Genomic DNA, 21,773 nt, shown 5'->3' on the forward strand with positions numbered 1-21,773 from the left:
TCAATAATCATGCGCTGCTCAGTCATCTTTTGAAAGTTTATGTAATTTGTCTAGAGACTATTGTTATATTTTTACAGTGTAGTGTTAATAAACTCATTATTAATAATAACTTTAATAAGAATAGGCTTATTTACACTTCAGACGATAAATTCATGTTTATAAAAAGACTAATGGTCGCACTTAGTTTAGGTTGTGTCAGTGTCACACAATTACACGCGCAAGGTATTATTTTAAACAATGCGCAATTACGCCAAGATTTAAATTGGCTCAATCAACAGGGTGTCATTCAAATCAGTACTTCAACTTGGCCACTGAGTGCTCAGGAAGTGGAGTATGCTTTAAGCAAAGCTAAAAGTGATCACTTAAATCAAGCCCAAACCAAAGTGATAGCGGCAGTGAAAGCAGCGTTACAGCAGGATAAAGTGCCGCTAAAACTACACCTATTTGCAGAGAGTGAGCAAAAAAACTTGCCGCAACAATTTGCTGATGAGGTCAAAGCCCAATATCAACTGGGTATAGCAGGTCATGCTGGTGGTGAAAATTGGGACGCTCGCTTGCGTGTGAATGCTGAAAAAGATTTACAGATTGACCATGATCAAGAGATAAATTTAGAAGGATCATATTTGGCTGGCAAGCTTTGGAATCAATGGCTGATTGCAGGGCAAATTCCAAGCTATTGGGGGCCAGGACATGAGGGGAGTCTAATTCGAGGGGATGCAAGTCGTCCTGTCTATGGCGTCACCATGCAACGGGATCAACAACGTGCTTTTGAGACGCCATGGTTAGCATGGCTTGGACCTTGGCAATATCAAGCTTTTGCAGGTCAATTAGATGACTATCAAGCCATTCCAGAGGCAAAATTAATTGCTTTACGCCTTACAGCACAACCTCTTCCCTATTTAGAGTTAGGTGCATCACGTGCTATTCAATGGGGTGGAGAAGGGCGTCCAGAGAGTTTAAATTCACTTTGGGATGCGATGCTTGGTCATAAAGACAATGGCGGTACAGGTGAGCCTGATCCATCCAATCAAATCGCTGGTTTTGATGCACGTCTGAATCTGCACACTTTAGTCGATTTGCCGATTGGTGTTTATGGTCAATATGTCGGTGAAGATGAAGCCGGTTTATTGCCATCTAAAAAGATGTACTTGGCAGGTGTGGATTATTCCTCAAGCTTCGCCAATCGACCCTATCAAGTTTATGCTGAATGGGCTGATACACGCACCAATGGTAAAGCACGCGGTATTTCTTATAACCACAGCAGATATACGGACGGTTTTTACCAGCATGGCTTTTCTCTAGGGCACGCCTTAGGTGGGGATGCAGAAATGTTATCGCTAGGTGGGCATGTACATCTTGACCCAGTTAATCGTATTCAAGCGCGTGTCTTGTCAGCTAAGGTCAATCAATCCGATCGAGACACCAACCAAGCCTTTGCAGCCAAAGACACCATTCATGCCATTGATGTCAGTTGGCAGCATCAGCTTCGAGCAGATTTGCCTCTAAAACTCAATGCATGGGTGAGTGATTCTGATATGCATGGTCAAGATGTCGGCGCCTCACTTGGGCTAGAGATTCCTTTAAACAGCGCATTATTTAAATACTAAAAAAAGCCCCAAAGCGGGGCTTTTTTTAAAGTAACGCGGTTTGAATACGTACTTTCATATCTAAACTTTGTTGCACAATATAGTCTTTAATCCATTGTACCTGCACACCGCGTGGATTGGTTTTAGTTGCCGTGTGAATAAATGCCAATTCAGGACGCTTAAATAGTTGTGCTGTTAAAGCCTGTTCGAGTTGAGCTGAATTAGAAAACAGCGGCAATTCGACCAAATAAAATGCTTTAGGGTAGTTATAAAAAGCATATAACAGGTTAAAGGCTTTTTGTTCACCTTTTAAATTACCTGCACCAATTTCATAGCCACGCTCTTGGTTACTGTGGGTGACCCCAATTAAAAACGTCAGTTGTTGGTCAATCAGTTTGATCGCAAATTGCAAACCAATTTGATCACTGCTGGTTTCATGTTGGGCAAAGAAGCTTAAGGTTTCGCCTTGATCTGTTAAGGGTTCTTGTAACACCAAAATATGTTGTTGATGTTGGTAAATGAAGCCTGCCAGTTTTGCAGTTTCAATTTTGTGTTTTAAAGTCTCTAAATCATAGTTCAACATAGGAGAGAATAACCGCAAAGACAAAGTTAAACTCTAATTTAGGTAGATTTTGATTCTTTGCCAATCCATGGGCTAAAAAAATCCTGAATCAGGCGCTTAAATTGAGTTGAAAAATCAATAATCATCAAATGCTGACGCTTTGGACACTTTTTCAGGGCTGAGGGAGGTGCGTGAGTGGGGTTAATTTAAGTGATTCTTTCATAAAAACTTATACGGTATATCAGTTTTGGTCTATATGATGATTTTGCATATCAATATCATAAAACAAGCAATCGTTATGAATTCTAAATCACTATAATGCCTAAATATCTTTAAAAGTGTAATAAGTACACATATTCTAAGCTGGTGTTGTCCATGTCATTAAATGAGGAAAGACTTACTCATCTTAAACAGCTTGAAGCTGAGAGTATTCATATCATCCGTGAAGTTGCTGCTGAGTTTGAGAACCCAGTCATGCTTTACTCCATTGGTAAAGATTCAGCAGTGATGCTGCATTTAGCCCTAAAAGCATTCTATCCTGCCAAACTTCCATTTCCACTCCTGCACGTCGATACGGGCTGGAAATTTAAAGACATGATTGCCTTCCGTGACAATATGGCCAAGACCCATGGCTTTGATTTGATCGTACATCAAAACAAAGAAGGTCGTGATGCAGGCATCAATCCTTTTGATCATGGTAGCTCAAAATATACCGACATCATGAAAACCCAAGGTCTAAAGCAGGCCTTGGACAAATATGGTTTTGACGCGGCATTTGGTGGTGCGCGCCGTGATGAGGAAAAATCACGTGCTAAAGAACGTGTGTATTCATTCCGTGATTCAAAACACCGTTGGGATCCGAAAAACCAACGACCTGAACTTTGGAACCTTTACAACGGTAAAGTGAACCAAGGCGAAAGTATTCGTGTGTTCCCTTTATCAAACTGGACTGAGCTTGATATTTGGCAATATATTTATTTAGAAAGCATTCCATTAGTACCTTTATATTTAGCTGCAGAACGTCCTGTGGTTGAACGTAGTGGCACCTTAATTATGGTTGATGATGAACGTATGCCTTTAAAAGAAGGTGAAGTTCCACAAATGAAATCGGTGCGTTTCCGTACTTTAGGTTGTTACCCGTTAACAGGGGCAGTGGAATCAACTGCCAATACCTTACCGGAAATTATCCAAGAAATGCTGCTTGCAACCAGCTCTGAACGTCAAGGTCGTATGATTGACCATGATGAAGCAGGCTCGATGGAGAAGAAGAAGCAAGAGGGTTACTTCTAATCTCTCCCGACCTCTCTTTAGAAAAGAGAGGGGATGTCCCCCTTTGTAAAAGGGGGAAATAGGCGGATTTAACCGATTTCAAAGAATTTGTGGAGCTGAGCAATGTCTCATCAATCAGACTTAATTAGCCAAGATATCTTGGGTTATTTAAAACAACACGAAAATAAAGACTTATTGCGTTTCTTGACTTGCGGTAACGTCGATGATGGTAAATCGACTTTAATTGGTCGCTTGCTTTACGATTCAAAATTGATTTATGAAGATCAATTGCAAGCCGTAACACGTGACTCTAAAAAAGTTGGTACCACAGGTGATGCACCTGATTTAGCTTTATTGGTAGATGGTTTACAAGCAGAGCGTGAGCAAGGCATTACCATTGATGTCGCGTATCGTTATTTCTCTACTGAAAAACGTAAGTTCATCATTGCCGATACTCCGGGGCATGAGCAATACACACGTAACATGGCAACTGGTGCATCGACCTGTGACCTTGCGATTATCTTAATTGATGCGCGTTATGGCGTTCAAACGCAAACGCGTCGTCATACTTTTATTGCGAGCCTATTGGGTATTAAGAACATTATTGTTGCTATCAACAAAATGGACTTAGTGGAATTCTCTGAAGCACGCTTCAATGAAATCCAAGCTGAATATGCTGACTTCGTGAGCCAATTGGGTGATCGTAAACCTGCCAATATCATCTTTACGCCGATTTCTGCGTTAAATGGCGATAACGTGGTGAATAAATCTGCCAATACCCCATGGTATACAGGCCAAACCCTAATGGGTACGCTTGAATCGGTAGAAATTAGCCGCGGTAGCCAAAAGCAAGATTTCCGTTTCCCTGTGCAGTATGTCAACCGTCCGAACCTCGATTTCCGTGGTTTCTGTGGTACGGTGGCGCTTGGTGAAGTCAAAGTTGGCGATACTATCACTGCTTTACCATCAGGTAAGTCATCTACGGTGAAAGAAATCGTAACTTTTGATGGTAACCTTGAGCGTGCAGTTGCAGGTCAAGCAGTCACTTTAACACTAAACGACGAAATTGATATTTCTCGTGGTAACGTCCTTGTACGTGCGGATCAAGCTGCGCCGTATATTTCACGTGCGGTGAATGCGACTCTGGTATGGATGGCAGATCAGCCATTGGTATTAGGGAAGTTATATAACTTAAAAGTGGGTACACAAACTGTTCCTGCAAAAGTAACCGGGATTAATTACCGTACCAACGTCAATACACTGGAAAAAGTTCAAGTTGAAAACTTAGAACTGAATGCGATTGCCAACGTAACCGTTGAATTTGATGCACCAGTGGTCTTTGACCGTTACCAAGACAGCCGTTATACAGGTTCATTTATCTTCATTGATCGTTTAAACAACGTGACGATTGGTGCGGGTATGGTCGAAGAGTCTGTTGAATGGACTGCGCATAGTAACCCTGTCACAGCGGAAGATCGTGCTGCACGTTTAGGTCAAAAACCTGCTGCGGTAACAGTGTCAAAAGCTGCGATCGAAAATGCACAAGCCTTAGAGAGTTTATTGCTTCAACAAGGTATTGTGGCAATTGCCAAAGCCGGTTTAGATGCTGCGCAAGTTGCCTTACTACGCGAAACTGGTGTAGTAGTGATTACAGATGCAACTGACGGTACAGATGCAACTGTTGCTGTTGATTCTGTTGAAGAGCTTGCTGAAAATATTGTTGAATTGGTTCGTTTATAATAGATTGAATTAATTTAAAAAAACCCGCCTGATGGCGGGTTTTTATTGTTGAGCGAATTATTTCTGTTGATTTAATTCAACTTGCTTTTGCTTCATATATTCAACCACTACATCTAATACAAACTCTTGGCACGCTTCACCTGTATTTGGATCATATGGACTATTGTTGGTAATATTATTCGACAATACACGAATACCAATAAACGGTACATTAAACTGACTGGCAATTTGAGCCACAGAAGCCGCTTCCATCTCTTCTACAGATGTTCCATAGTGCTCACGGAAAAAAGCAATCCGGTCTAATTCACTGTTCCAAACGTCGGCAGAACCGATTGTACCTTCAACTACATCACCTTTGCTATAACGCGGTTTGGCTTTGTGCGCTGCCATAATTAACTCAGTATCGCCCGCAAATTTACGAATCGCGATAGGTTCAGGGTCAGATTCATCTTCAGGTAAAACGTCAAAAGCTTCTGTCCAGTTTAACGGATGAGAACCTGCACCTACAGGCAAATAAGGCGTTTTAAAGGCATTAATATTGGTGGTGTATTTACCAATCACAATATCATAAACATTTAAATTAGGATCATGCCCGCCTGATGTGCCTTGGTTAATAATCGCAATAGGTTTATAGCGCTCAATGGCAATAGCTGTAGCAGCAGCCGAGTTAGACATTCCCATCCGTGTTTTTGAAATAATAACAGGATAGCCTTGATATGTTCCTTGCCAAAATTGCCAGCCGCCAATGGTTTCTGTAGATGGATTAGTTAATTTGGCAGCCAAACTCTGTGTTTCAATGGGTAAAGCACCCTGAATAACAATCGGTTGTAAGGTTTTTGCAGGTGTTTCTGTGACGATTTTTTGCTTATCATCATTATTGCAGCCTGAAAGAAATAAAGAACTGCATAGGCCGAAGCCGAGTAATATTTTTTTTAACATTAAGATTTTCCATTGCTATTGTAGTAATTAATCCATTGGCAAAAATTATGCCAATAGCCATTTTTCTAAAGGGTTTTTATATTGGGTGATCTTGAACAAAAGGCTGAATAAATCAGAACAATGGGTAATTCTCAACGACTATTCTAAAAATAGCACTAGATAAATAGATTTTTTGGTATTAAGATATATCTTAATTAAATTTAAGGTATATCTTAGGATGTCCGAAGCAGCACCACGAAAACGCTTATTTGAAGCAGGGCAGATGAAACTTCTTGTCTTGCACTTTATTGCCCAAAGCCCTAAATTTAGCTATGACATTATTAAAGACGTAGCAAATTTAGTTGGTGGCAACTATAAACCCAGTACAGGCACAATTTGCCCAACCCTCAATTACTTAGAACAACAACAATATACACGCGTGGAAAAACAATATACACGCGTGGAAATTAGCAAAGATGAGCGTAAGCAATATCACATTACACCGCAAGGTTTAATGCATCTACAAGATCATCAAAGCGAATTAGATAAAATTTTTGAACGTTTTAATACCCGTAATCAGATTCAAAACAATAGCGAATTTTTAGATATAAAACGTGCCATGGAAAACCTAAAAATGGCACTACGTCTTAAAATTCAACATGAAAATTTAACCCAAGCACAAGTGCGTATGATTGCAGAAAAAATTGATCAAGCCGCAGTTGAAATTACCCATTTAGCCAGCCAAGAGGTCAGCCAATGAGCATAAAAATTCATCCTAAACATCTCACATGGCTGATGCCTTTGATCTTGTCAGGTATTATGAGTGGTGCAATTTCATGTTTTAACATTTATTTAAAAATTGGTGCGGCAAAAGGTTTTTTGAATATATGGTTACACGCATGGAGCCTATCATGGCTGATGGCATTTCCTTTAATTATGATTATGCTGCCATTGGTGCGTAAATTTCTAATGCAATTTGTACAACAGCCGAAATAAAAGAAGGAAAGTCATTAGACTTTCCTTCTCAATCAATTCAAGCTTACTGTACGGTTACAGTGACAGGTTCAGCATATAGGGTATAACTATAATTTGGTGCAATTTGATACTGATAACTTGGCATCACATAAGCACTGCCTTTTTCAGTAAAGGTAACAGCTTGTCCACTTTGGTTATACTTGGCCGAACTTGGCAATACAAGCATTTGTTTAAATACATAATCTTGTCGTTGTCCAATTTGGTTTTGTAATTGACCCGCAATACTTAATGGCTCACCTACTTTGGCAACCACTTGCTTAGGCGCATTGAGTTTGACTACAAATTCTGAGGCATCATGTGCGTAATCTGTGGTTAAACCATGTGTCCCTTGCACATACATGCGGTTAAAGTCGTCTTTATTGAGACGGAATGTCCATGGCCAGAAGGTCACACCACGATGAGCAGCCTGTTGCATCAGATTTTTGCTTAAGCCACTAAAAGATGGGTTAAAGGTCGATGAATATTTTTGTGTAGCATCTAAGATTCGACGTGTGTTAACCAAATCACTTTGTGCAGCAGGTGTACTGGTGAGAAAACCTGTAGAGACCCCCGGCAAAATATTCTTCATATGTAGAATTTGTTCGCCATTAAAACTAATCACAATCGATTGATCATAGGCATCATGTTTATCTAACAGTTCTTTAATTTTTGGAATAATTGCAGGATTCGAACTCTTTACTTCAATGAAATTCGTGACATGCGGATATTTTTTTACCGCGCTTAAAACTTCATCCATAGTCGGTACGGGACGATTCTTGCCTAAGGTACGCAGCTCACGAATTTCAGCAAGCGTCAGATCTTCTGTATTGCGTTGTACGCCTGTGGTACGTGTGGTTGTGCCATCATGCATTAAAAATACGTGACCATCTTTACTTAAATACACATCGTATTCAACAGCATCTGCACCCACTTCAATGGCTTTTAGGGTACCTTCCAACGTGTTTTCATCATCTAGAGCAGGAATACCACGGTGACCTGTAATCAGTGGTTTACGTAATAAGGTATTTGGCGCCATATTCTGCATAATATTTTGATAAATATCTGGATTTTGACTCCAGACCCCGTTGACGCCACTACTTAAGATCTGTGCGGCTTGTACAGGACTAGCATTGTCATTTTTGGCCCATGCTGTAATCAGTAAACGCTGCAGATGGCTGACGGTATCTCGTGTAGTCAGTTGTGGTGGTAAAATTACAATCTTAGATAACGAGGCATTGGTATTATGTACCAAGGTCACGAGGTCTTGCTTGCTCTGGCTTAGATTGGTTTTTTTAGAATAATCTAAAGCTGTGCGTAATTGCGGCAAAGCAATGCGTGCTTGACGTAAGAGCTCTACGTTATCTGAATATAAGGTGAGCTCTGCAAGGTCATACTGATTACTGATGGTTTTTAATGCATCAATCGTTGCCGTATTGTGTAATTCGAGGAGTGCTAAGCTGTTACGATTATTGTTTTGTAAATATTGCGTCAGATGCATGACTTTTTGTTGATCATGATTGAATAGATTTAAATCTGCATCCAAACGGTAAGCAACATGCGTGGCACTTTGAGCAGCTATTGTGGCCTTTGCCGATTGAATCAAAGTCGGTGCCATCGACACGGGTAAAGCTTGATCGACCAGTTCGGTAACTTTATTGGCTTCAGGTAGCGCTTCGATTTGTTCAGTCACTTTAAAATGTGTGACCTTCATTAATAACCCTGCGACCGACAAGCCAATGCCGCCTTGATCGAGTGCATAAGGTAAGGTGGTATCAAGTACCAATTGGTCATTTAGATAATGACGCACACGTTTACCATGCACCACAATGCTGGCTTTGTGGGTTGTGTTCAGACCAATATTTTCATTATGTGCTGATTTATGCAGTACGTTCCAAGCATTGGTTGGCATACGTAATGACAGTTCTAGACCATTGCTACTCGTGGTCTGACTACGCATGGCAAATTGGTAGTAAGGACTAAAGGCTGGATCAGCAAACTCATCTGCTGCACGGTACATGATGCTGGCCCAGCGTCCATCATTATTGCTGTCAAGATAACTAAATTCCATATCAACACGATAATTACGTAACTGTTGATAATCTTTAGGCAACAGCACTGAGGTCATTTGTGTATCATTGGCACGTCCATCAAGGTATAAGTCGCCATTTTCGATATACACGCTGCCTGCATTATTTTTAGGTAACATCCATGTGCTAGGTAACGCTGTCATTTGGTCGAAATTTTCATCGAGATAAATTTCAGGTACAGGCACGGGTTCAGCGGGCACACTCGGCTCAGGATTAGGCTCAGGTGCAGTGACCGGTGGTGCTGTGTCTGTGACATGATGATCATCATCGTCTGAGCAAGCGGCTAAGTTTAAACAAAGTAAAATACTGGCATAGAGGTAAGCGCGTTTCATGCGTCTATATTCTCAAGTTGTTGATATATAAGAGCTGAAAAATAACGTCTCTACATGACAGTGTGATGGCGTTGTCATAAAGGAAAAGAAATATTACATATTAAATTTTCATGAAATACATGCATTTGTCATCAATTTCTGCTTAGCAGAGGAGGCGTGTTAACAGGGAAAAATTGAAGATAGACTTGGTTTTTAGTGCAATTTATCTTATGTTGCTTAACCAAGTCGTATTACAAATCAAATGAAAAGGATGACTGATGTCAAACAGCATGCAGCAAGTAATTATTACCGAACCAGGTGGCGTGGATAAGTTGGCCTATGAAAGCGTCGCTCTTCCAACGCCAAAAGCGGATGAAGTGTTGGTACAAGTTTACGCGTTTGGAATTAACCGCCCAGATATCTTACAGCGTCAAGGCTTATATCCAATGCCAAAAGGGGTGACACCTGTACCTGGGCTTGAAGTATCAGGTGTAGTTGCTGCTGTAGGCAGTGCAGTCAGCCAATTTAAAGTCGGTGATCAAGTTTGTGGTTTAACCAATGGTGGTGGTTATGCTGAATATTGCGTGGTGCCAGAAAGCCAAACTCTAACCATTCCTGAAGGTGTGAGCTTTGTACAAGCAGCAGCCATTCCTGAAACTTTCTTTACTGTGTGGGCCAATGTGTTCCAAATGGGTCGCGCCAAAGCAGGTGAAACCTTATTAGTACATGGCGGCACCAGTGGTATTGGTACCACTGCACTGATGTTAGCAAAAGCACTTGGTTTAAAAACTTTTGCAACAGTAGGTTCGGATGAAAAAGTACAAGCGATTTCTCATCTCACCACAGCTATTAACTATAAAACTCAAAACTTTGAAGAAGTCATTCAAACAGCAACAGAAAATGCTGGTGTTGATGTGATTTTAGATATTGTCGGTGCGCCATATTTAGAGCAAAACTTAAATTTATTACGCCGTGATGGCCGTTTAGTCTATATTGCATTTTTAGGTGGTGCCAAAGCCAAAGAGGTGAAGCTGGGTCAGATTATGATGAAACGCTTAACCATTACCGGTTCCACCATGCGCGCGCGTAACACAGCAGAAAAAGCTGAAATTGCACAAGGTCTACAAGAAAAAGTTTGGCCATTACTTGAAAAAGGGCAATGTTTACCGATGATTTATCAAACGTTTAGCTTTGATCAAATCCAAGAGGCGCATGCAGCACTCGATACTGGCGAGCATGTCGGTAAAGTAGTGGTAGAAGTCATGCAGGCATAAACAGCCAAAATCCTCCGCTTTGGAGGATTTTTTATTTTAGGCTTATGACCCAGCACGATATATTTCAGCGGCAAATTATGCCAAAATAGTGCTTTAGTTTTCTTATTCTTCAAAGGCAGTTTATGACTGAACAATCTCCTGCAAACTTAAGCGATATCGAAATTTTAGACATTTTGCAGTCTATGAAAAGCGATGAGCTCAACACCCAAGCACAAGAAGTGATTCGTGCTGGCGGTAAAGCGGGGCGTCAAGAAGCGCATAAACAAGCATTGGTGGTATTACACCAAGCTTTTGAAGAGAAATTTGTTGAAGCTGTGGTCTTGGCATTGGGCTTAAACGAAGGTCAAGCCAAAAAAATTCGCTATAAAAAAGACCGTATTCGTATTTTAAAAGTTCGTGGTATTGATTATTTAGCGATTGATGGCGCTGAAACTGCGCAAGTATTGTCACAGGTGGCACAAGCCATTAGCCGTGAAGATGCTACGGTAACGCGTGATTTGCATAACATCTTCCCGTTTTGGAAAGAAGGTTGGCCAATGGTACAATTGGATAATGCCTATAAAGTGCTAGAAGATGATATTGCGATTCACTACCAAGCCGTCTTAGATGCTTTAATTGCAAATCGATAAGTCACTAAAAAAGCGCCTAAAGGCGCTTTTTTTAATCATAAAAATAACGTAACAGCAGTTTGGCTGGCAAAATAAACAGTCGCCACCATGTAAATAGTGGCCAAAACCAAGTATCGCCGCACATTAAGGTATTATTAAAGCGTTTTGATTTTCGCTCATACGCATAGGGGCTAATCTTGGCGGCTAAAATAAGCAGTGCAATGGCGGCTATAAGTAGCAAGCAATTATTGCTATGAACAAAGAAAAAATACACACAATACAGCGCTGAATAGACACAGAAACACGCCAATATTGCCAAGATTGACATGCTCTAGCCATCACCTAGTGGGAGATCGGCAACAATTTTTGCCGATAAACGCGTCACTAAGAGCTGGTCAATTTTAAAATGATCGACATCCACCACTTCAAACTTAAAACCTAAATATTCAACTGAATCAGCAGGGCGTGGAATCTTGCGTAGGCGATACATCATAAAGCCAGCTAAGGTTTCATAGTTTTCTTCATCTGGCATTTCGTCAATTTCGAGGGCATGTTTAATGTCTTCAATGGGGGTGCTGCCTTCAATCAGCCATGAGTTTTCATCACGTTTAATAATTTGTTGATCGGCATCAATCGGTGTCACCCAATCGCCCATCACAGTAATCATAATATCGGAGAGGGTAATTACGCCCACCACTAAGGCATATTCGTTAATGACCACTGCAAATTTTTCTTTGGTCGAGCGAAAGCGGTCTAATACTTCAGACAAGGTTAAGGTGTCTGGAATCGTCAGTACGGTACGAATAGTCGATTCATTGAGTTGCAATAAAGATTGATTATTTAAAATACGTACCAAAATATCTTTGGCATCCACATAACCAATCACGCTATCAATATCTTCACTACACACCAAAAACTTAGAATAAGGATATTCAGCCAATTTCTGACGAATACTTTCTTCAGCCTCATTTAACGTAAAGTACACCACATTTTCCCGCGTGGTCATACTTGAGGGTACGTTACGTTCTTCAAGTTCAAATACGTTTTCAATAAAGTGATGTTCTTGTTTGAGTAAGACACCTGCCTGTGCGCCCGCATCCATGACCGCAGAAATATCATCAAAAGTAATATTGTCATCGCGTTTGGTATTGACTTTAAATAAACGAAACAGCAAGTTGGCAATGGCATTAATGATCCAAGCCAAAGGACGACAAACTTTAATAAAAATTTGAATCGGATCAATGACGCTGACTGCAATTTTTTCAGGTGCAATCATGGCCAAACGTTTGGGCATGAGATCAGCAAATAAAATAAATAGTGAGGTCACTAAGGTAAAGGAGAGGGCAAAGCCAATCGTTTCTGCCCAAGGGCCAGTATAAAACTTGGCGACAAAAGCCATAAAGTAAGGACGAAACGCGCCTTCCCCTAAAATACCGCCTAAAATCGCGACAGCATTCAGACCAATTTGTGAAGCGGCAAAAAAGTCAGCCGAATTTTCTTGAAGGTCCATAACACGCTGTGCACGTGTGTCGCCTGATTCCGCCAAAATTTTGAGTTTTACCTTACGAGCACCAGCTAGGGCAATCTCGGTTAACGACAAAAATCCTGCCCCGACAATTAACAGCATGATGATGACGATGTTTTGAAAGAGGCTCACGGGTCCACCTGTGATAAGAATATTATTATCTATACTGCTAGTTTTAACACAAAAATAGCCGCGCAGAACATTTTCTTTACGCGGCTAAAAAAATGCAAGCATTAAAAAATGCTGTTTGAAAACAGTTTAATACTGCGAAAATTGTGAATTGTTGAGTAAATACTCACGATTTTCTTCTTCAATCATCTGGCGGGCGACATATAAAATTAATTGGCGTAACCAGCGATGTGCAGGATGATGATGAAGCAGTGGGCACCATGCCATTTTTAACTCAAATTCTGGAATGTAAAATGGCGGGTCTTTAATGAGTAAGTTTTGGCTCTTAGCTTGTAAACGCGCAATACGACTTGGTAAGGTTGCCACCAAATCTACATTAGACGCCAATAAGCCTGGCATTTGATAATGACGGGTAAATACTGAAATTTTACGTTTTTGCCCAATTCGCTCTAAAGCTTGGTCAATCCAACCTAAGCCTGCTTGTTTTTCTGGATTTACGCCAAAGCCAACGCCCATACCCGTTTTAGACACCCAAATATGCTGTGCATCTAAATAGCTTTTAAGATTTAAGTTATTGGCAGCAGGATGTTTAGGATTGAGTAAGCAAGAGAAACTATCGCGCCAAACTAATACTTGGTGGAAACTTTGCGGAATTTCATTAAAGCGGTTAATGGCAAGATCGACCTTACCTTGTTCCATGTCACGATAAGACACATCACTTGGGGTCAAAAAGTCCAATACCACATTCGGTGCTTCAGAGCGCAATGCTTTGACTAAACGTGGTACTAAAGTTGCCTCAGCATAATCTGAGGTCATAATTCTAAATACACGATTAGAGGTATAAGGACGGAATTCAGTACGTGGCTCTAGAATCATGGAAAGATCGGATAAAGCATCACGAATACGTGGTTGTAACTCTAAAGCACGTTCAGTGGGGGTCATGCCTTCAGATGAACGAATCAATAAAGGATCATTAAATAAATTACGCAAACGGCGCAAAATATTACTCATGGCTGGTTGAGTAACCCCAAGTTGCTCTGCAGCACGGGTGACATTTTTTTCGCGAAGAAGTACATCAAGATAAATCAGTAGGTTGAGGTCGACCCGCTCCAGATTCATAAAAAAAATACCGAGAATAAAATTATGAAATTACCTCAGATTATGCCATAAGCAGGCCAATTTGTGTAAGAAAATGCTGAAAAAAAAGCCATGTTTTTTTTGTATTAATGCCAATAAGCACAGCGCTAACAAGGTGTTAAGAGCAAGTGATAGGCTTATAAATAAGCTAAAAAAATAATCTACCTTTTGTTTAAAAAATAATCCTGATAGCTAACTGCAAAAAATACAAGCAAGACCAAGATAAGGAGCTAAAAAGGCACTTATTAAATTAAAAAATCCCTTTAAGACTTAGGTCTAATGATTAAAAATAATACAAAAATAAAAAAGTTGAAAAAATTAAAATGATAAAAAACAAATATTTAAAAATCAATATCACGCAAAGTATACGACTTTTAGCTACATATTTTTTAAATAAATAATGATAATTCTTGCAGACTATTGGATTAAATTTTTCAAGCAAACTAATCTGTATCCAATGCAACGAAGCGCTCATAATCTAAACAAGTACATGAGGGTAAGATTTTAGCAAATCGTTGGGAAAAGTCCTAAAATTAATACAGGGAAATATCATGACTACATATCAAACAGCGATCGATGCAATCCGCGAATTAAAAGCAAAATTCGGCAACACTTGGGCAGACATCTCTCCTGAAGATGCTGCGCGTATGCAACTGCAAAACCGTTTCAAAACAGGTTTAGACATCGCGAAATATACAGCTGCGATTATGCGTCGTGATATGGCTGCTTATGATGCTGACTCTAGCAAATACACTCAATCATTAGGTTGCTGGCACGGTTTCATCGCACAACAAAAAATGATTGCCAACAAAAAATACTTCGGTACAACTGAACGTCGCTACATCTACCTTTCTGGTTGGATGGTTGCTGCACTTCGTTCTGAGTTTGGTCCACTTCCTGACCAATCTATGCACGAAAAAACTTCAGTTCCTGCATTAATCGAAGAAATCTACACCTTCTTACGTCAAGCAGACGCAAAAGAATTAAACGACTTATTCCGTGCACTTAAAAAAGCACAAGAAGCTGGTGACACTGCGAAAGCTGCTGAAATCACGTCACAAATCGACAACTTCCAAACTCACGTTGTGCCAATTATTGCGGACATCGACGCAGGTTTTGGTAACGAAGAAGCAACTTACTTACTTGCGAAGAAAATGATCGAAGCAGGTGCTTGTGCACTACAAATCGAAAACCAAGTATCTGACGCGAAACAATGTGGTCACCAAGCAGGTAAAGTAACTGTTCCACACGAAGACTTCATTGCGAAAATCCATGCGCTTCGCTATGCATTCTTAGAAATGGGTCTTGATGACGGTATCATCGTTGCACGTACTGACTCTGAAGGCGCTGACTTGACTCAAAAAATCCCAGTGGTTAAAGAGCCAGGCGACATCGCTTCTCAATACATCAGCTATTTAGACACAACTGAAATTGATATTTCAGAAGCGCAAGAAGACGAAATCTTAATTAAACGTGATGGTAAACTTCACCGTCCTAAGCGTCTTGCTTCTGGCTTGTATCAATTCCGTGAAGGCACGCAAATTGACCGCGTTGTACTTGACTGTGTAACAAGCTTACAAAACGGTGCGGATCTTCTTTGGATCGAAACTGCAACACCAAACGTTGCTGAAATCGCTCACATGGTAAACCGTGTACGTGAAACAGTGCCAAATGCGAAACTTGTTTACAACAACTCACCTTCATTCAACTGGACCTTAAACTTCCGTCAACAAGCGTACGATCGTTGGGTTGCTGAAGGTAAAGATGTATCTGCATACGACCGCGCTAAATTAATGAGCGCTGAGTACGACAACACTGAATTGGCTGCTGAAGCTGATGATAAAGTACGTACATTCCAAGCAGATGCTGCGCGCGAAGCAGGTGTGTTCCACCACTTGATCACACTTCCAACTTACCACACAGCAGCGCTTTCTACTCACGAGCTTGCTCAAGGTTACTTTGGTTCTGAAGGTATGTTGGCTTATGTTGCTGGCGTACAACGTAAAGAAATCCGTGGTGGTATCGCTTGCGTGAAACACCAAGCAATGGCAGGTTCTGACATCGGTGATGACCACAAAGAAATCTTCGCTGGTGACAACGCGCTTAAAGCGGGTGATGACGCGAAAAATACAATGAACCAATTCTCTGCTTAATCTTAAGCATTGATGGACCCAAAAAACCCAGCCTAGGCTGGGTTTTTTAATGCTTATGATAAATTACATATTTTTCATGAGCTTATAGTTCAGCTGAGTATCCAAGTTTTTGCCTGTTTGCATATCACGTAATTCTACAAAATTTTCACCAATAAAGAATTTACGCTTTTGACCTTGTTCATCTAAAGTAATGACATTGCTTTGCTCGGCATCAAAAGTAAAACTGCCTTTGGCTTTAAACTCATTACTTTGTTTGCCTCGATACTCTTCTGACAGCTCGTAAGTATTATTGGCTTTGAGTTCTAGCTCAGTTTCAATCCCTTCACAGTCCGCGCAAGGCAATACACCTTTATAGTCACCGACCCAATTTAAGTCATTGGCACTCGTTGGCATGCTGGCAGCTTGGCTTTCAGTGTTGGTTGTTGTGTTATTCATGGCTTCGGTTTTGTCAGCAGGTTTAGAACATGCTGTTAAAGTCAAAATCGTCATAAGGCAAGCAGAGAGCAGTTGAATTTTCATTATGGTTATCCTGATTTAGTTTTTGGTCTGTAGCTCTCTAATTTTGGCGAAGATTGTCTAATTTAAACAGTTGCTTTTGTGCAAATTTTGTACTCATTTGATTTTATTTAGGCTGTTATTTTTAAATGTTGCAATGATCTGGAAGGTTTTTGAGCACAATATGCAGTGATCTTTCAACACAAGCTGTTAGAATCAGCGCGAAATAAAATTGAGGTAGGATCATGTTTGAAAAATTGGCAGAACGTAGTTTAAATGCACTCGGCTGGGAAATCGACAATCATTGGCCACTCGATTTAGATCAATGTGTGATGATTGCCGCACCGCATACCAGTAATTGGGATGCCTTATATGCGCGTTTAGCACTAAAAGCTTTAGGCGTTCATGTACGAATTACCATTAAAGACAGTTATATGAAGTTTCCGTTTGGTCCCTTTGTTCGTGCCATGGGCGGGATTGGCATTAACCGTGCGCCCAAACAGGCCGGTGAGGCGCGCCCAAGTATGGTACAGGTGATGTCTGACTTATTTAAAACCCATCCTAAACTGGTGATGTTGGTGACTCCTGAAGGTACACGGGCACGCCAAACGCATTGGAAAACTGGTTTTTATCATATTGCTGTTAATGCCGGAGTGCCGATTGCTTTGGCCTATATGGATTATGATAAGAAAAAAACAGGGGTGGGTAAAATCATTTACCCAAGTGGCAATATGGAACATGATATGCGTGAAATTATGCAGTTTTATGCACAGATCTCGCCTAAATTTCCTCAAGATTTTAGTGTCGATCAACGTTATTTATAAAAAAACAGGGCAGATCGCCCTGTTTTTTTAATCTGTTTTTACGGGTATGCCACCTAAAGCCTGACATGCACTATGATATTTTTTATATTGTTGCTCAACCATATTGGACAAGGAAAGATGTAAATCATAGTCACCTTGTTTATAGGCTTGAATATATTCTTCAGCCTTAGTGCGACTCGCCGCTAAACTTTGTTGGTGATAGGTGGTAATGGCACTATGTGCAATTTGATTACTTTCTACATTACGGCATTGAAACTGTGCAAGTAACTCTTCTGCACGTTGAACTTCGTGTGATGCACCAAATATGCAGCCACTCAGCAGCAAGGTTAAGCTGAATATAAAGCTAAGTTTCATGAGCAGAGGTTAAACAAAAGGATGGCGCCAATTGTATAAATAATTATAGCTAAAAAAGACGCTCTTGTTTATCAACTGCTCAAAAAATAGGATGTTATTCACATAAAAGCAACATCAACAGCTACCCTTTGACTAAGCCGCCATCGACAATTAAATTTTGTCCGGTAATGGCGCGTGCATAAGGTGATAAAAACATCAGCACTGCCGCAGCAAAATCCTCAGGTGTAATGACTTTTTGGATTGGGGTTGCAGCTGCAATAAAATCAAAGACCGCATCAGGGGTGGCAGAACTGGCATCGGTGGCTTGTAACAAACCACCTGAGAGCATATTGACATGAATACCAAAGGCACCTAATTCATGTGCGCTGGTACGGGTAAACGCCAACAACGCAGCTTTAGCACTGATATAGTCGTGATAAGGCACCACAGGATTTTGGACTAAGTTGGTGCCAATGTTAATGATGCGACCAAAATGTTGGGCTTGCATATCGGTTAAAGCCGCTTGGGTGGTATGCAGGGCGGCTTTTAATGCGCCATCAATTTGATTTTGCATCGTGCTCCACTTTAATTCATGGATTTTTGGCCGCGCATCGCCATTAAAACTAAAATTTACCAAGGCATTATTTACAATAGAGCTAATGGCTTGACCAAAATGTTGTTTAGCTGCAGCAAATAATGCCATCACTTGTGCTTGATCTGTAACATCAGCTTGATAAATAAAAACCTGTTGCGGAAATTGTGCCTGTAATTGCTGTGCTTTGGCTTCACTTCGATAATAATTCACCACCACACGGGCACCTTCTTGCAATAGCGCTTGGCTAATGGCTAAGCCTAAACCGCGTGCACCCCCTGTTACCAAGACAATTTGCTGCTGAATTTGCATGACATCAATCTCTTAAAACTTAAGCGACTTCACCATAACAATATTTATCTTGCAACAAAAGTATTTTGGCGCTTAACACTGAGTAACCACTACATACCGTTGAATCAGCTTAACCATTTACCGAATAACAATTCGTAAAATCAATCACTAAACTTTGATTAACCTATAAACGAAAGTATTTGTGTTTTAAATGAATGTTGATTTTTGCATTGAATTATTAACTTAAACTGAAAAAAATCTAGGCAAATAAATTCGATTTATCCAAAATTATCGGCTCATTTTCTGTATTGTCCGCACAATTCATCTATCTTTTATGATAGCCAAAATCCGTTTTCCGAGCGATTAAATCTAAATATTTAATTGTCGGATAGTTGCGGACATTTTTTCTCCCATTGTATAAATTCTAGAGCGAAGTATGAAAAAACTGAAGATGAGCCTGGCATGGCCAATCATTATTGCTCTTATTTTAGGTATTGTGCTTGGGTCTGTACTGCACTAATTATCTAAATATCGCGAAACACTTGTTACGAATGTCTTAAACCCATTAGACTCTATTTTTATTAGCTTAATTAAAATGATCGTCGTGCCATTGGTGGTGTCGATGTTGATTTTGGGTATTGCCAGTACCCATCATGGTCATCAGTTAGGCAAGTTGGGCTTTCGTACCATTGTTTATTTTGAAGTCATTACCACTGTTGCGATTTTAGTGGGTCTGGTGGCGGCCAATGTATTCCAACCGGGTGCCGGCATTGATATGTCAAGCTTGACTCAAGTAGATATTTCAAAGTACCAAGATACGACCCATCACGTCAGTAAATAATCTCATGGTTTAATTCAAACTGTCTTGTCGGGAATTCCGTCTAACTTTTTTGCTGCCTTAACCAGTGGTCAGATGTTGCCGATTATTTTCTTTTCGGTGATCTTTGCTGTGGGTCTTGGCCAATTACCGCAAGACACCAAACAACCTTTAATTAATGTATTGGTTACAGTGTCTGAAACCATGTTTAAAGTGACACATATGATTATGCTCTTTGCACCGATTGGTGTATTTGGTTTAATCGCAGCGACTGTGGCCAATTTTGGTTTTAGCTCATTATTGCTATTAGTAAAATTGGCTGCATTAGTTTATGCCGCCATTTTATTCTTTATTTTTGGTGTATTGGGTTTTGTGGCCAAAATGTGTGGTTTAAATATTTGGACGATTATTCGTATTTTAAAAGATGAATTGATCTTAGCTTATTCAACTGCCAGCTCTGAAACGGTATTACCGCGTGTGATGGAGAAAATGGAAGGTTATGGCGCACCAAAATCCATTACCAGCTTTGTAGTACCCATTGGCTATTCATTTAACCTAGATGGTTCAACACTGTATCAAAGTATTGCAGCCATCTTTATTGCCCAGCTGTACGGGATTGATTTGACACTGGGTCAACAAGCAGTTTTGGTCCTCACCTTAATGATCACCTCTAAAGGGATTGCAGGCGTACCGGGTGTATCTTTTGTGGTATTGCTGACAACTTTAGGCAGTGTGGGGATTCCATTAGAAGGTTTGGCGTTTATCGCAGGAATCGACCGAATCTTGGACATGGCGCGTACTGTCCTCAATTTAATTGGTAACGCCTTGGCGGCACTGGTGATGAGTAAGTGGCAAGGTGAGTTTGATGCTGAAAAACAAAAAGCCTATGAGCTTGAGTATTTAACTGCAAAAGTAAAATAAGCCCAATAGGGAAGTCCAAGGGCTTGCCTATTTATTGAATAAAGCTATATAAACTGGTTATGGTTAGAAACAGCCCTGAACTAAATAATAGAGCCAAAACAACTTGCTTAAAGCGTTGTTCTGAAATTTTATAAAATAAACGTGCACCTAAAATGGCAGGTATGCTTACGCTCAGTAATAACACCCCAATATAGGGGAAATGGCTAGGGTTTAAAGTGCCTTGAGCAAGGTAAACAGCCAAAGTGAAGATTTGAATGGCAAAATTAAAGTGCCTTAAAATATAGCGTTGTTCAGCTTTTGGGAGCTGTTTGAGCATTACCCAAGCTGAAGGTAGGGCGCCACAAAAACCGCCCAATCCGCCTAATATACCGCCCAAAAAACCGATGCTGTTATCTGCATAGCGTCCGCTATGTTGCAAGATCTTAATTTGAGGGTTAAATAACATGAGAGGACTCCACAGCAACAAAAAAATGCCGAGTGTCAAACGAAAGGCCTGAGCATTGACCAAGTCAAGCAAATAAGTCCCTAAAGGTACTGCAATTAAACCTGCCAAAACATAAGGCACAAGCAATTTTGGGTTCAATTTGGGGGCACTTTTTTCCTGTAATAAGGAAATCAGATGACACCATACTGAAGCAAAGACCACTAAAGGCGCAGCCAATTGAGGTGGCAAGGCCCAAATCCAAAAAGACATAGCAATCAGCGCAAAGGCAAAGCCGGTTAATCCTTGAATAAAGCCTGCAACCAGCGCACCGAGAATAAATAGGCTCCACAACATACGGTACACTCATCTAAAGCGTTGAGTGTAATGGAGTTTGTCGTTGGTCTTTAAGCAAATTGTGAACATACTCAGCAACAAAACATATAAAGCAGCAGGTGTTGTACCAGATCACAACATAAGCTACTTAGAATCTCGCATTTTGAGCTGGACAATAAGCTGTCATATCAAAAAAGGAACTTGCGATGTTAAAAACACTTTTACTCAGCTCAGTGATGGGTGTAATGCTAACCGGCTGTGTTGTGAGCCCTTATGATGATCATCCACGTGGTCAATATCAGCATAAATATGACTCTAAAACACCAGGCGAAGGACGTTATAAAAACGCACATAAACGTGATTGGAATAATTCAGATCGACGTTATAAAAATCACAAAAATGAACATCGACGTTAAAAAAAGGCTGCAGC

19 protein-coding genes and 1 pseudogene are annotated in these 21,773 nt (G+C 40.4%); 11 read left to right on the top strand and 9 right to left on the bottom strand.

Translation table 11 applies throughout. From position 1 onward, the window contains the following. Window positions 1-152: 152 nt before the first annotated feature. A complete protein-coding gene (locus AC5YCI_RS05445; protein WP_496128695.1) occupies window positions 153-1,607 on the top strand; it encodes a capsule assembly Wzi family protein in 1,455 nt (484 codons plus the stop codon). A 25-nt stretch (window positions 1,608-1,632) separates the two neighbouring features. Here the strand turns inward: AC5YCI_RS05445 and AC5YCI_RS05450 are convergent, their stop codons facing one another. Then, a complete protein-coding gene (locus tag AC5YCI_RS05450) occupies window positions 1,633-2,169 on the bottom strand; it encodes a hypothetical protein (RefSeq protein ID WP_496128694.1) in 537 nt (178 codons plus the stop codon). Between the two features lie 354 nt (window positions 2,170-2,523). Here AC5YCI_RS05450 and cysD point away from each other — a divergent pair, with 354 nt between their 5' ends. Both cysD and cysN read left to right on the top strand, forming a co-directional pair. After that, complete coding sequence (gene cysD, locus AC5YCI_RS05455) at window positions 2,524-3,438, top strand: sulfate adenylyltransferase subunit CysD (RefSeq protein ID WP_496128693.1); 915 nt, start codon at window positions 2,524-2,526, stop codon at window positions 3,436-3,438. Window positions 3,439-3,540: 102 nt separating this feature from the next. Continuing rightward, complete coding sequence (cysN, locus tag AC5YCI_RS05460) at window positions 3,541-5,157, top strand: sulfate adenylyltransferase subunit CysN (RefSeq protein ID WP_496128692.1); 1,617 nt, start codon at window positions 3,541-3,543, stop codon at window positions 5,155-5,157. Between the two features lie 57 nt (window positions 5,158-5,214). On the opposite strand, the gene AC5YCI_RS05465 is transcribed toward cysN, so the two are convergent. After that, on the bottom strand, window positions 5,215-6,096 hold the full coding sequence (locus tag AC5YCI_RS05465) for a 5'-methylthioadenosine/S-adenosylhomocysteine nucleosidase (RefSeq protein WP_496128691.1): 882 nt from the start codon (window positions 6,094-6,096) through the stop codon (window positions 5,215-5,217). A 217-nt stretch (window positions 6,097-6,313) separates the two neighbouring features. On the opposite strand from AC5YCI_RS05465, the gene AC5YCI_RS05470 reads away from it, so the two are divergent. Beyond that, on the top strand, window positions 6,314-6,835 hold the full coding sequence (locus AC5YCI_RS05470) for a PadR family transcriptional regulator (RefSeq protein ID WP_496128690.1): 522 nt from the start codon (window positions 6,314-6,316) through the stop codon (window positions 6,833-6,835). Next, window positions 6,832-7,071, top strand: coding sequence for a DUF2798 domain-containing protein (locus AC5YCI_RS05475; protein ID WP_496128689.1), 240 nt, complete (start codon window positions 6,832-6,834; stop codon window positions 7,069-7,071). The genes AC5YCI_RS05470 and AC5YCI_RS05475 overlap by 4 nt, the downstream gene beginning before the upstream one ends. A gap of 43 nt (window positions 7,072-7,114) precedes the next feature. Here AC5YCI_RS05475 and AC5YCI_RS05480 read toward each other — a convergent pair whose 3' ends face one another. Continuing rightward, a complete protein-coding gene (locus AC5YCI_RS05480) occupies window positions 7,115-9,508 on the bottom strand; it encodes a glycerophosphodiester phosphodiesterase family protein (protein ID WP_496128688.1) in 2,394 nt (797 codons plus the stop codon). Window positions 9,509-9,765: 257 nt separating this feature from the next. Between AC5YCI_RS05480 and AC5YCI_RS05485 the strand changes: the two genes are divergently transcribed. Then, complete coding sequence (locus tag AC5YCI_RS05485) at window positions 9,766-10,761, top strand: NAD(P)H-quinone oxidoreductase (protein ID WP_496128687.1); 996 nt, start codon at window positions 9,766-9,768, stop codon at window positions 10,759-10,761. 122 nt (window positions 10,762-10,883) lie between these two features. After that, entirely contained in the window at window positions 10,884-11,390 is a 507-nt protein-coding gene (locus tag AC5YCI_RS05490; protein WP_496128686.1) for a hypothetical protein, read from the top strand. 310 nt (window positions 11,391-11,700) lie between these two features. Here AC5YCI_RS05490 and paeA read toward each other — a convergent pair whose 3' ends face one another. After that, window positions 11,701-13,026: a polyamine export protein PaeA gene (gene paeA / locus AC5YCI_RS05495; protein ID WP_496128684.1), complete on the bottom strand. Its 1,326-nt coding sequence runs from the start codon at window positions 13,024-13,026 to the stop codon at window positions 11,701-11,703. Window positions 13,027-13,152: 126 nt separating this feature from the next. After that, entirely contained in the window at window positions 13,153-14,142 is a 990-nt protein-coding gene (locus tag AC5YCI_RS05500; RefSeq protein ID WP_496128683.1) for a LysR family transcriptional regulator, read from the bottom strand. 569 nt (window positions 14,143-14,711) lie between these two features. Between AC5YCI_RS05500 and AC5YCI_RS05505 the strand changes: the two genes are divergently transcribed. Continuing rightward, window positions 14,712-16,313, top strand: coding sequence for an isocitrate lyase (locus tag AC5YCI_RS05505; protein WP_496128682.1), 1,602 nt, complete (start codon window positions 14,712-14,714; stop codon window positions 16,311-16,313). 63 nt (window positions 16,314-16,376) lie between these two features. On the opposite strand, the gene AC5YCI_RS05510 is transcribed toward AC5YCI_RS05505, so the two are convergent. After that, the gene (locus AC5YCI_RS05510; RefSeq protein ID WP_496128681.1) at window positions 16,377-16,832 is read right to left on the bottom strand and encodes a copper resistance protein NlpE; all 456 of its coding nucleotides are present in this window, start codon (window positions 16,830-16,832) and stop codon (window positions 16,377-16,379) included. A 221-nt stretch (window positions 16,833-17,053) separates the two neighbouring features. Between AC5YCI_RS05510 and AC5YCI_RS05515 the strand changes: the two genes are divergently transcribed. After that, the gene (locus AC5YCI_RS05515; RefSeq protein ID WP_496128680.1) at window positions 17,054-17,632 is read left to right on the top strand and encodes a 1-acyl-sn-glycerol-3-phosphate acyltransferase; all 579 of its coding nucleotides are present in this window, start codon (window positions 17,054-17,056) and stop codon (window positions 17,630-17,632) included. A 27-nt stretch (window positions 17,633-17,659) separates the two neighbouring features. Here the strand turns inward: AC5YCI_RS05515 and AC5YCI_RS05520 are convergent, their stop codons facing one another. Both AC5YCI_RS05520 and AC5YCI_RS05525 read right to left on the bottom strand, forming a co-directional pair. Then, complete coding sequence (locus AC5YCI_RS05520) at window positions 17,660-17,986, bottom strand: hypothetical protein (RefSeq protein ID WP_496128679.1); 327 nt, start codon at window positions 17,984-17,986, stop codon at window positions 17,660-17,662. A gap of 121 nt (window positions 17,987-18,107) precedes the next feature. Beyond that, window positions 18,108-18,869, bottom strand: a complete 762-nt coding sequence (locus AC5YCI_RS05525) for a 3-oxoacyl-ACP reductase (protein ID WP_496128678.1) — start codon at window positions 18,867-18,869, stop codon at window positions 18,108-18,110. A gap of 415 nt (window positions 18,870-19,284) precedes the next feature. Here AC5YCI_RS05525 and gltP point away from each other — a divergent pair. Then, window positions 19,285-20,586, top strand: a pseudogene (gene gltP / locus AC5YCI_RS05530) (glutamate/aspartate:proton symporter GltP). A 31-nt stretch (window positions 20,587-20,617) separates the two neighbouring features. Here the strand turns inward: gltP and AC5YCI_RS05535 are convergent. Then, entirely contained in the window at window positions 20,618-21,364 is a 747-nt protein-coding gene (locus AC5YCI_RS05535) for a sulfite exporter TauE/SafE family protein (RefSeq protein WP_496128677.1), read from the bottom strand. 185 nt (window positions 21,365-21,549) lie between these two features. Between AC5YCI_RS05535 and AC5YCI_RS05540 the strand changes: the two genes are divergently transcribed. Then, window positions 21,550-21,759: a hypothetical protein gene (locus AC5YCI_RS05540; RefSeq protein ID WP_496128676.1), complete on the top strand. Its 210-nt coding sequence runs from the start codon at window positions 21,550-21,552 to the stop codon at window positions 21,757-21,759. Window positions 21,760-21,773 lie beyond the last annotated feature (14 nt).

The organism is Acinetobacter sp. CY17, assembly GCF_059515825.1.

Bases quoted from the DNA above. Each gene is read 5' to 3' on its own strand.
- AC5YCI_RS05445 (WP_496128695.1), top strand. From the start codon at position 153: ATGTTTATAAAAAGACTAATGGTCGCACTTAGTTTAGGTTGTGTCAGT.
- AC5YCI_RS05450 (WP_496128694.1), bottom strand. From the start codon at position 2,169: ATGTTGAACTATGATTTAGAGACTTTAAAACACAAAATTGAAACTGCA.
- cysD (WP_496128693.1), top strand. From the start codon at position 2,524: ATGTCATTAAATGAGGAAAGACTTACTCATCTTAAACAGCTTGAAGCT.
- cysN (WP_496128692.1), top strand. From the start codon at position 3,541: ATGTCTCATCAATCAGACTTAATTAGCCAAGATATCTTGGGTTATTTA.
- AC5YCI_RS05465 (WP_496128691.1), bottom strand. From the start codon at position 6,096: ATGTTAAAAAAAATATTACTCGGCTTCGGCCTATGCAGTTCTTTATTT.
- AC5YCI_RS05470 (WP_496128690.1), top strand. From the start codon at position 6,314: ATGTCCGAAGCAGCACCACGAAAACGCTTATTTGAAGCAGGGCAGATG.
- AC5YCI_RS05475 (WP_496128689.1), top strand. From the start codon at position 6,832: ATGAGCATAAAAATTCATCCTAAACATCTCACATGGCTGATGCCTTTG.
- AC5YCI_RS05480 (WP_496128688.1), bottom strand. From the start codon at position 9,508: ATGAAACGCGCTTACCTCTATGCCAGTATTTTACTTTGTTTAAACTTA.
- AC5YCI_RS05485 (WP_496128687.1), top strand. From the start codon at position 9,766: ATGTCAAACAGCATGCAGCAAGTAATTATTACCGAACCAGGTGGCGTG.
- AC5YCI_RS05490 (WP_496128686.1), top strand. From the start codon at position 10,884: ATGACTGAACAATCTCCTGCAAACTTAAGCGATATCGAAATTTTAGAC.
- AC5YCI_RS05500 (WP_496128683.1), bottom strand. From the start codon at position 14,142: ATGAATCTGGAGCGGGTCGACCTCAACCTACTGATTTATCTTGATGTA.
- AC5YCI_RS05505 (WP_496128682.1), top strand. From the start codon at position 14,712: ATGACTACATATCAAACAGCGATCGATGCAATCCGCGAATTAAAAGCA.
- AC5YCI_RS05510 (WP_496128681.1), bottom strand. From the start codon at position 16,832: ATGAAAATTCAACTGCTCTCTGCTTGCCTTATGACGATTTTGACTTTA.
- AC5YCI_RS05515 (WP_496128680.1), top strand. From the start codon at position 17,054: ATGTTTGAAAAATTGGCAGAACGTAGTTTAAATGCACTCGGCTGGGAA.
- AC5YCI_RS05520 (WP_496128679.1), bottom strand. From the start codon at position 17,986: ATGAAACTTAGCTTTATATTCAGCTTAACCTTGCTGCTGAGTGGCTGC.
- AC5YCI_RS05525 (WP_496128678.1), bottom strand. From the start codon at position 18,869: ATGCAAATTCAGCAGCAAATTGTCTTGGTAACAGGGGGTGCACGCGGT.
- AC5YCI_RS05535 (WP_496128677.1), bottom strand. From the start codon at position 21,364: ATGTTGTGGAGCCTATTTATTCTCGGTGCGCTGGTTGCAGGCTTTATT.
- AC5YCI_RS05540 (WP_496128676.1), top strand. From the start codon at position 21,550: ATGTTAAAAACACTTTTACTCAGCTCAGTGATGGGTGTAATGCTAACC.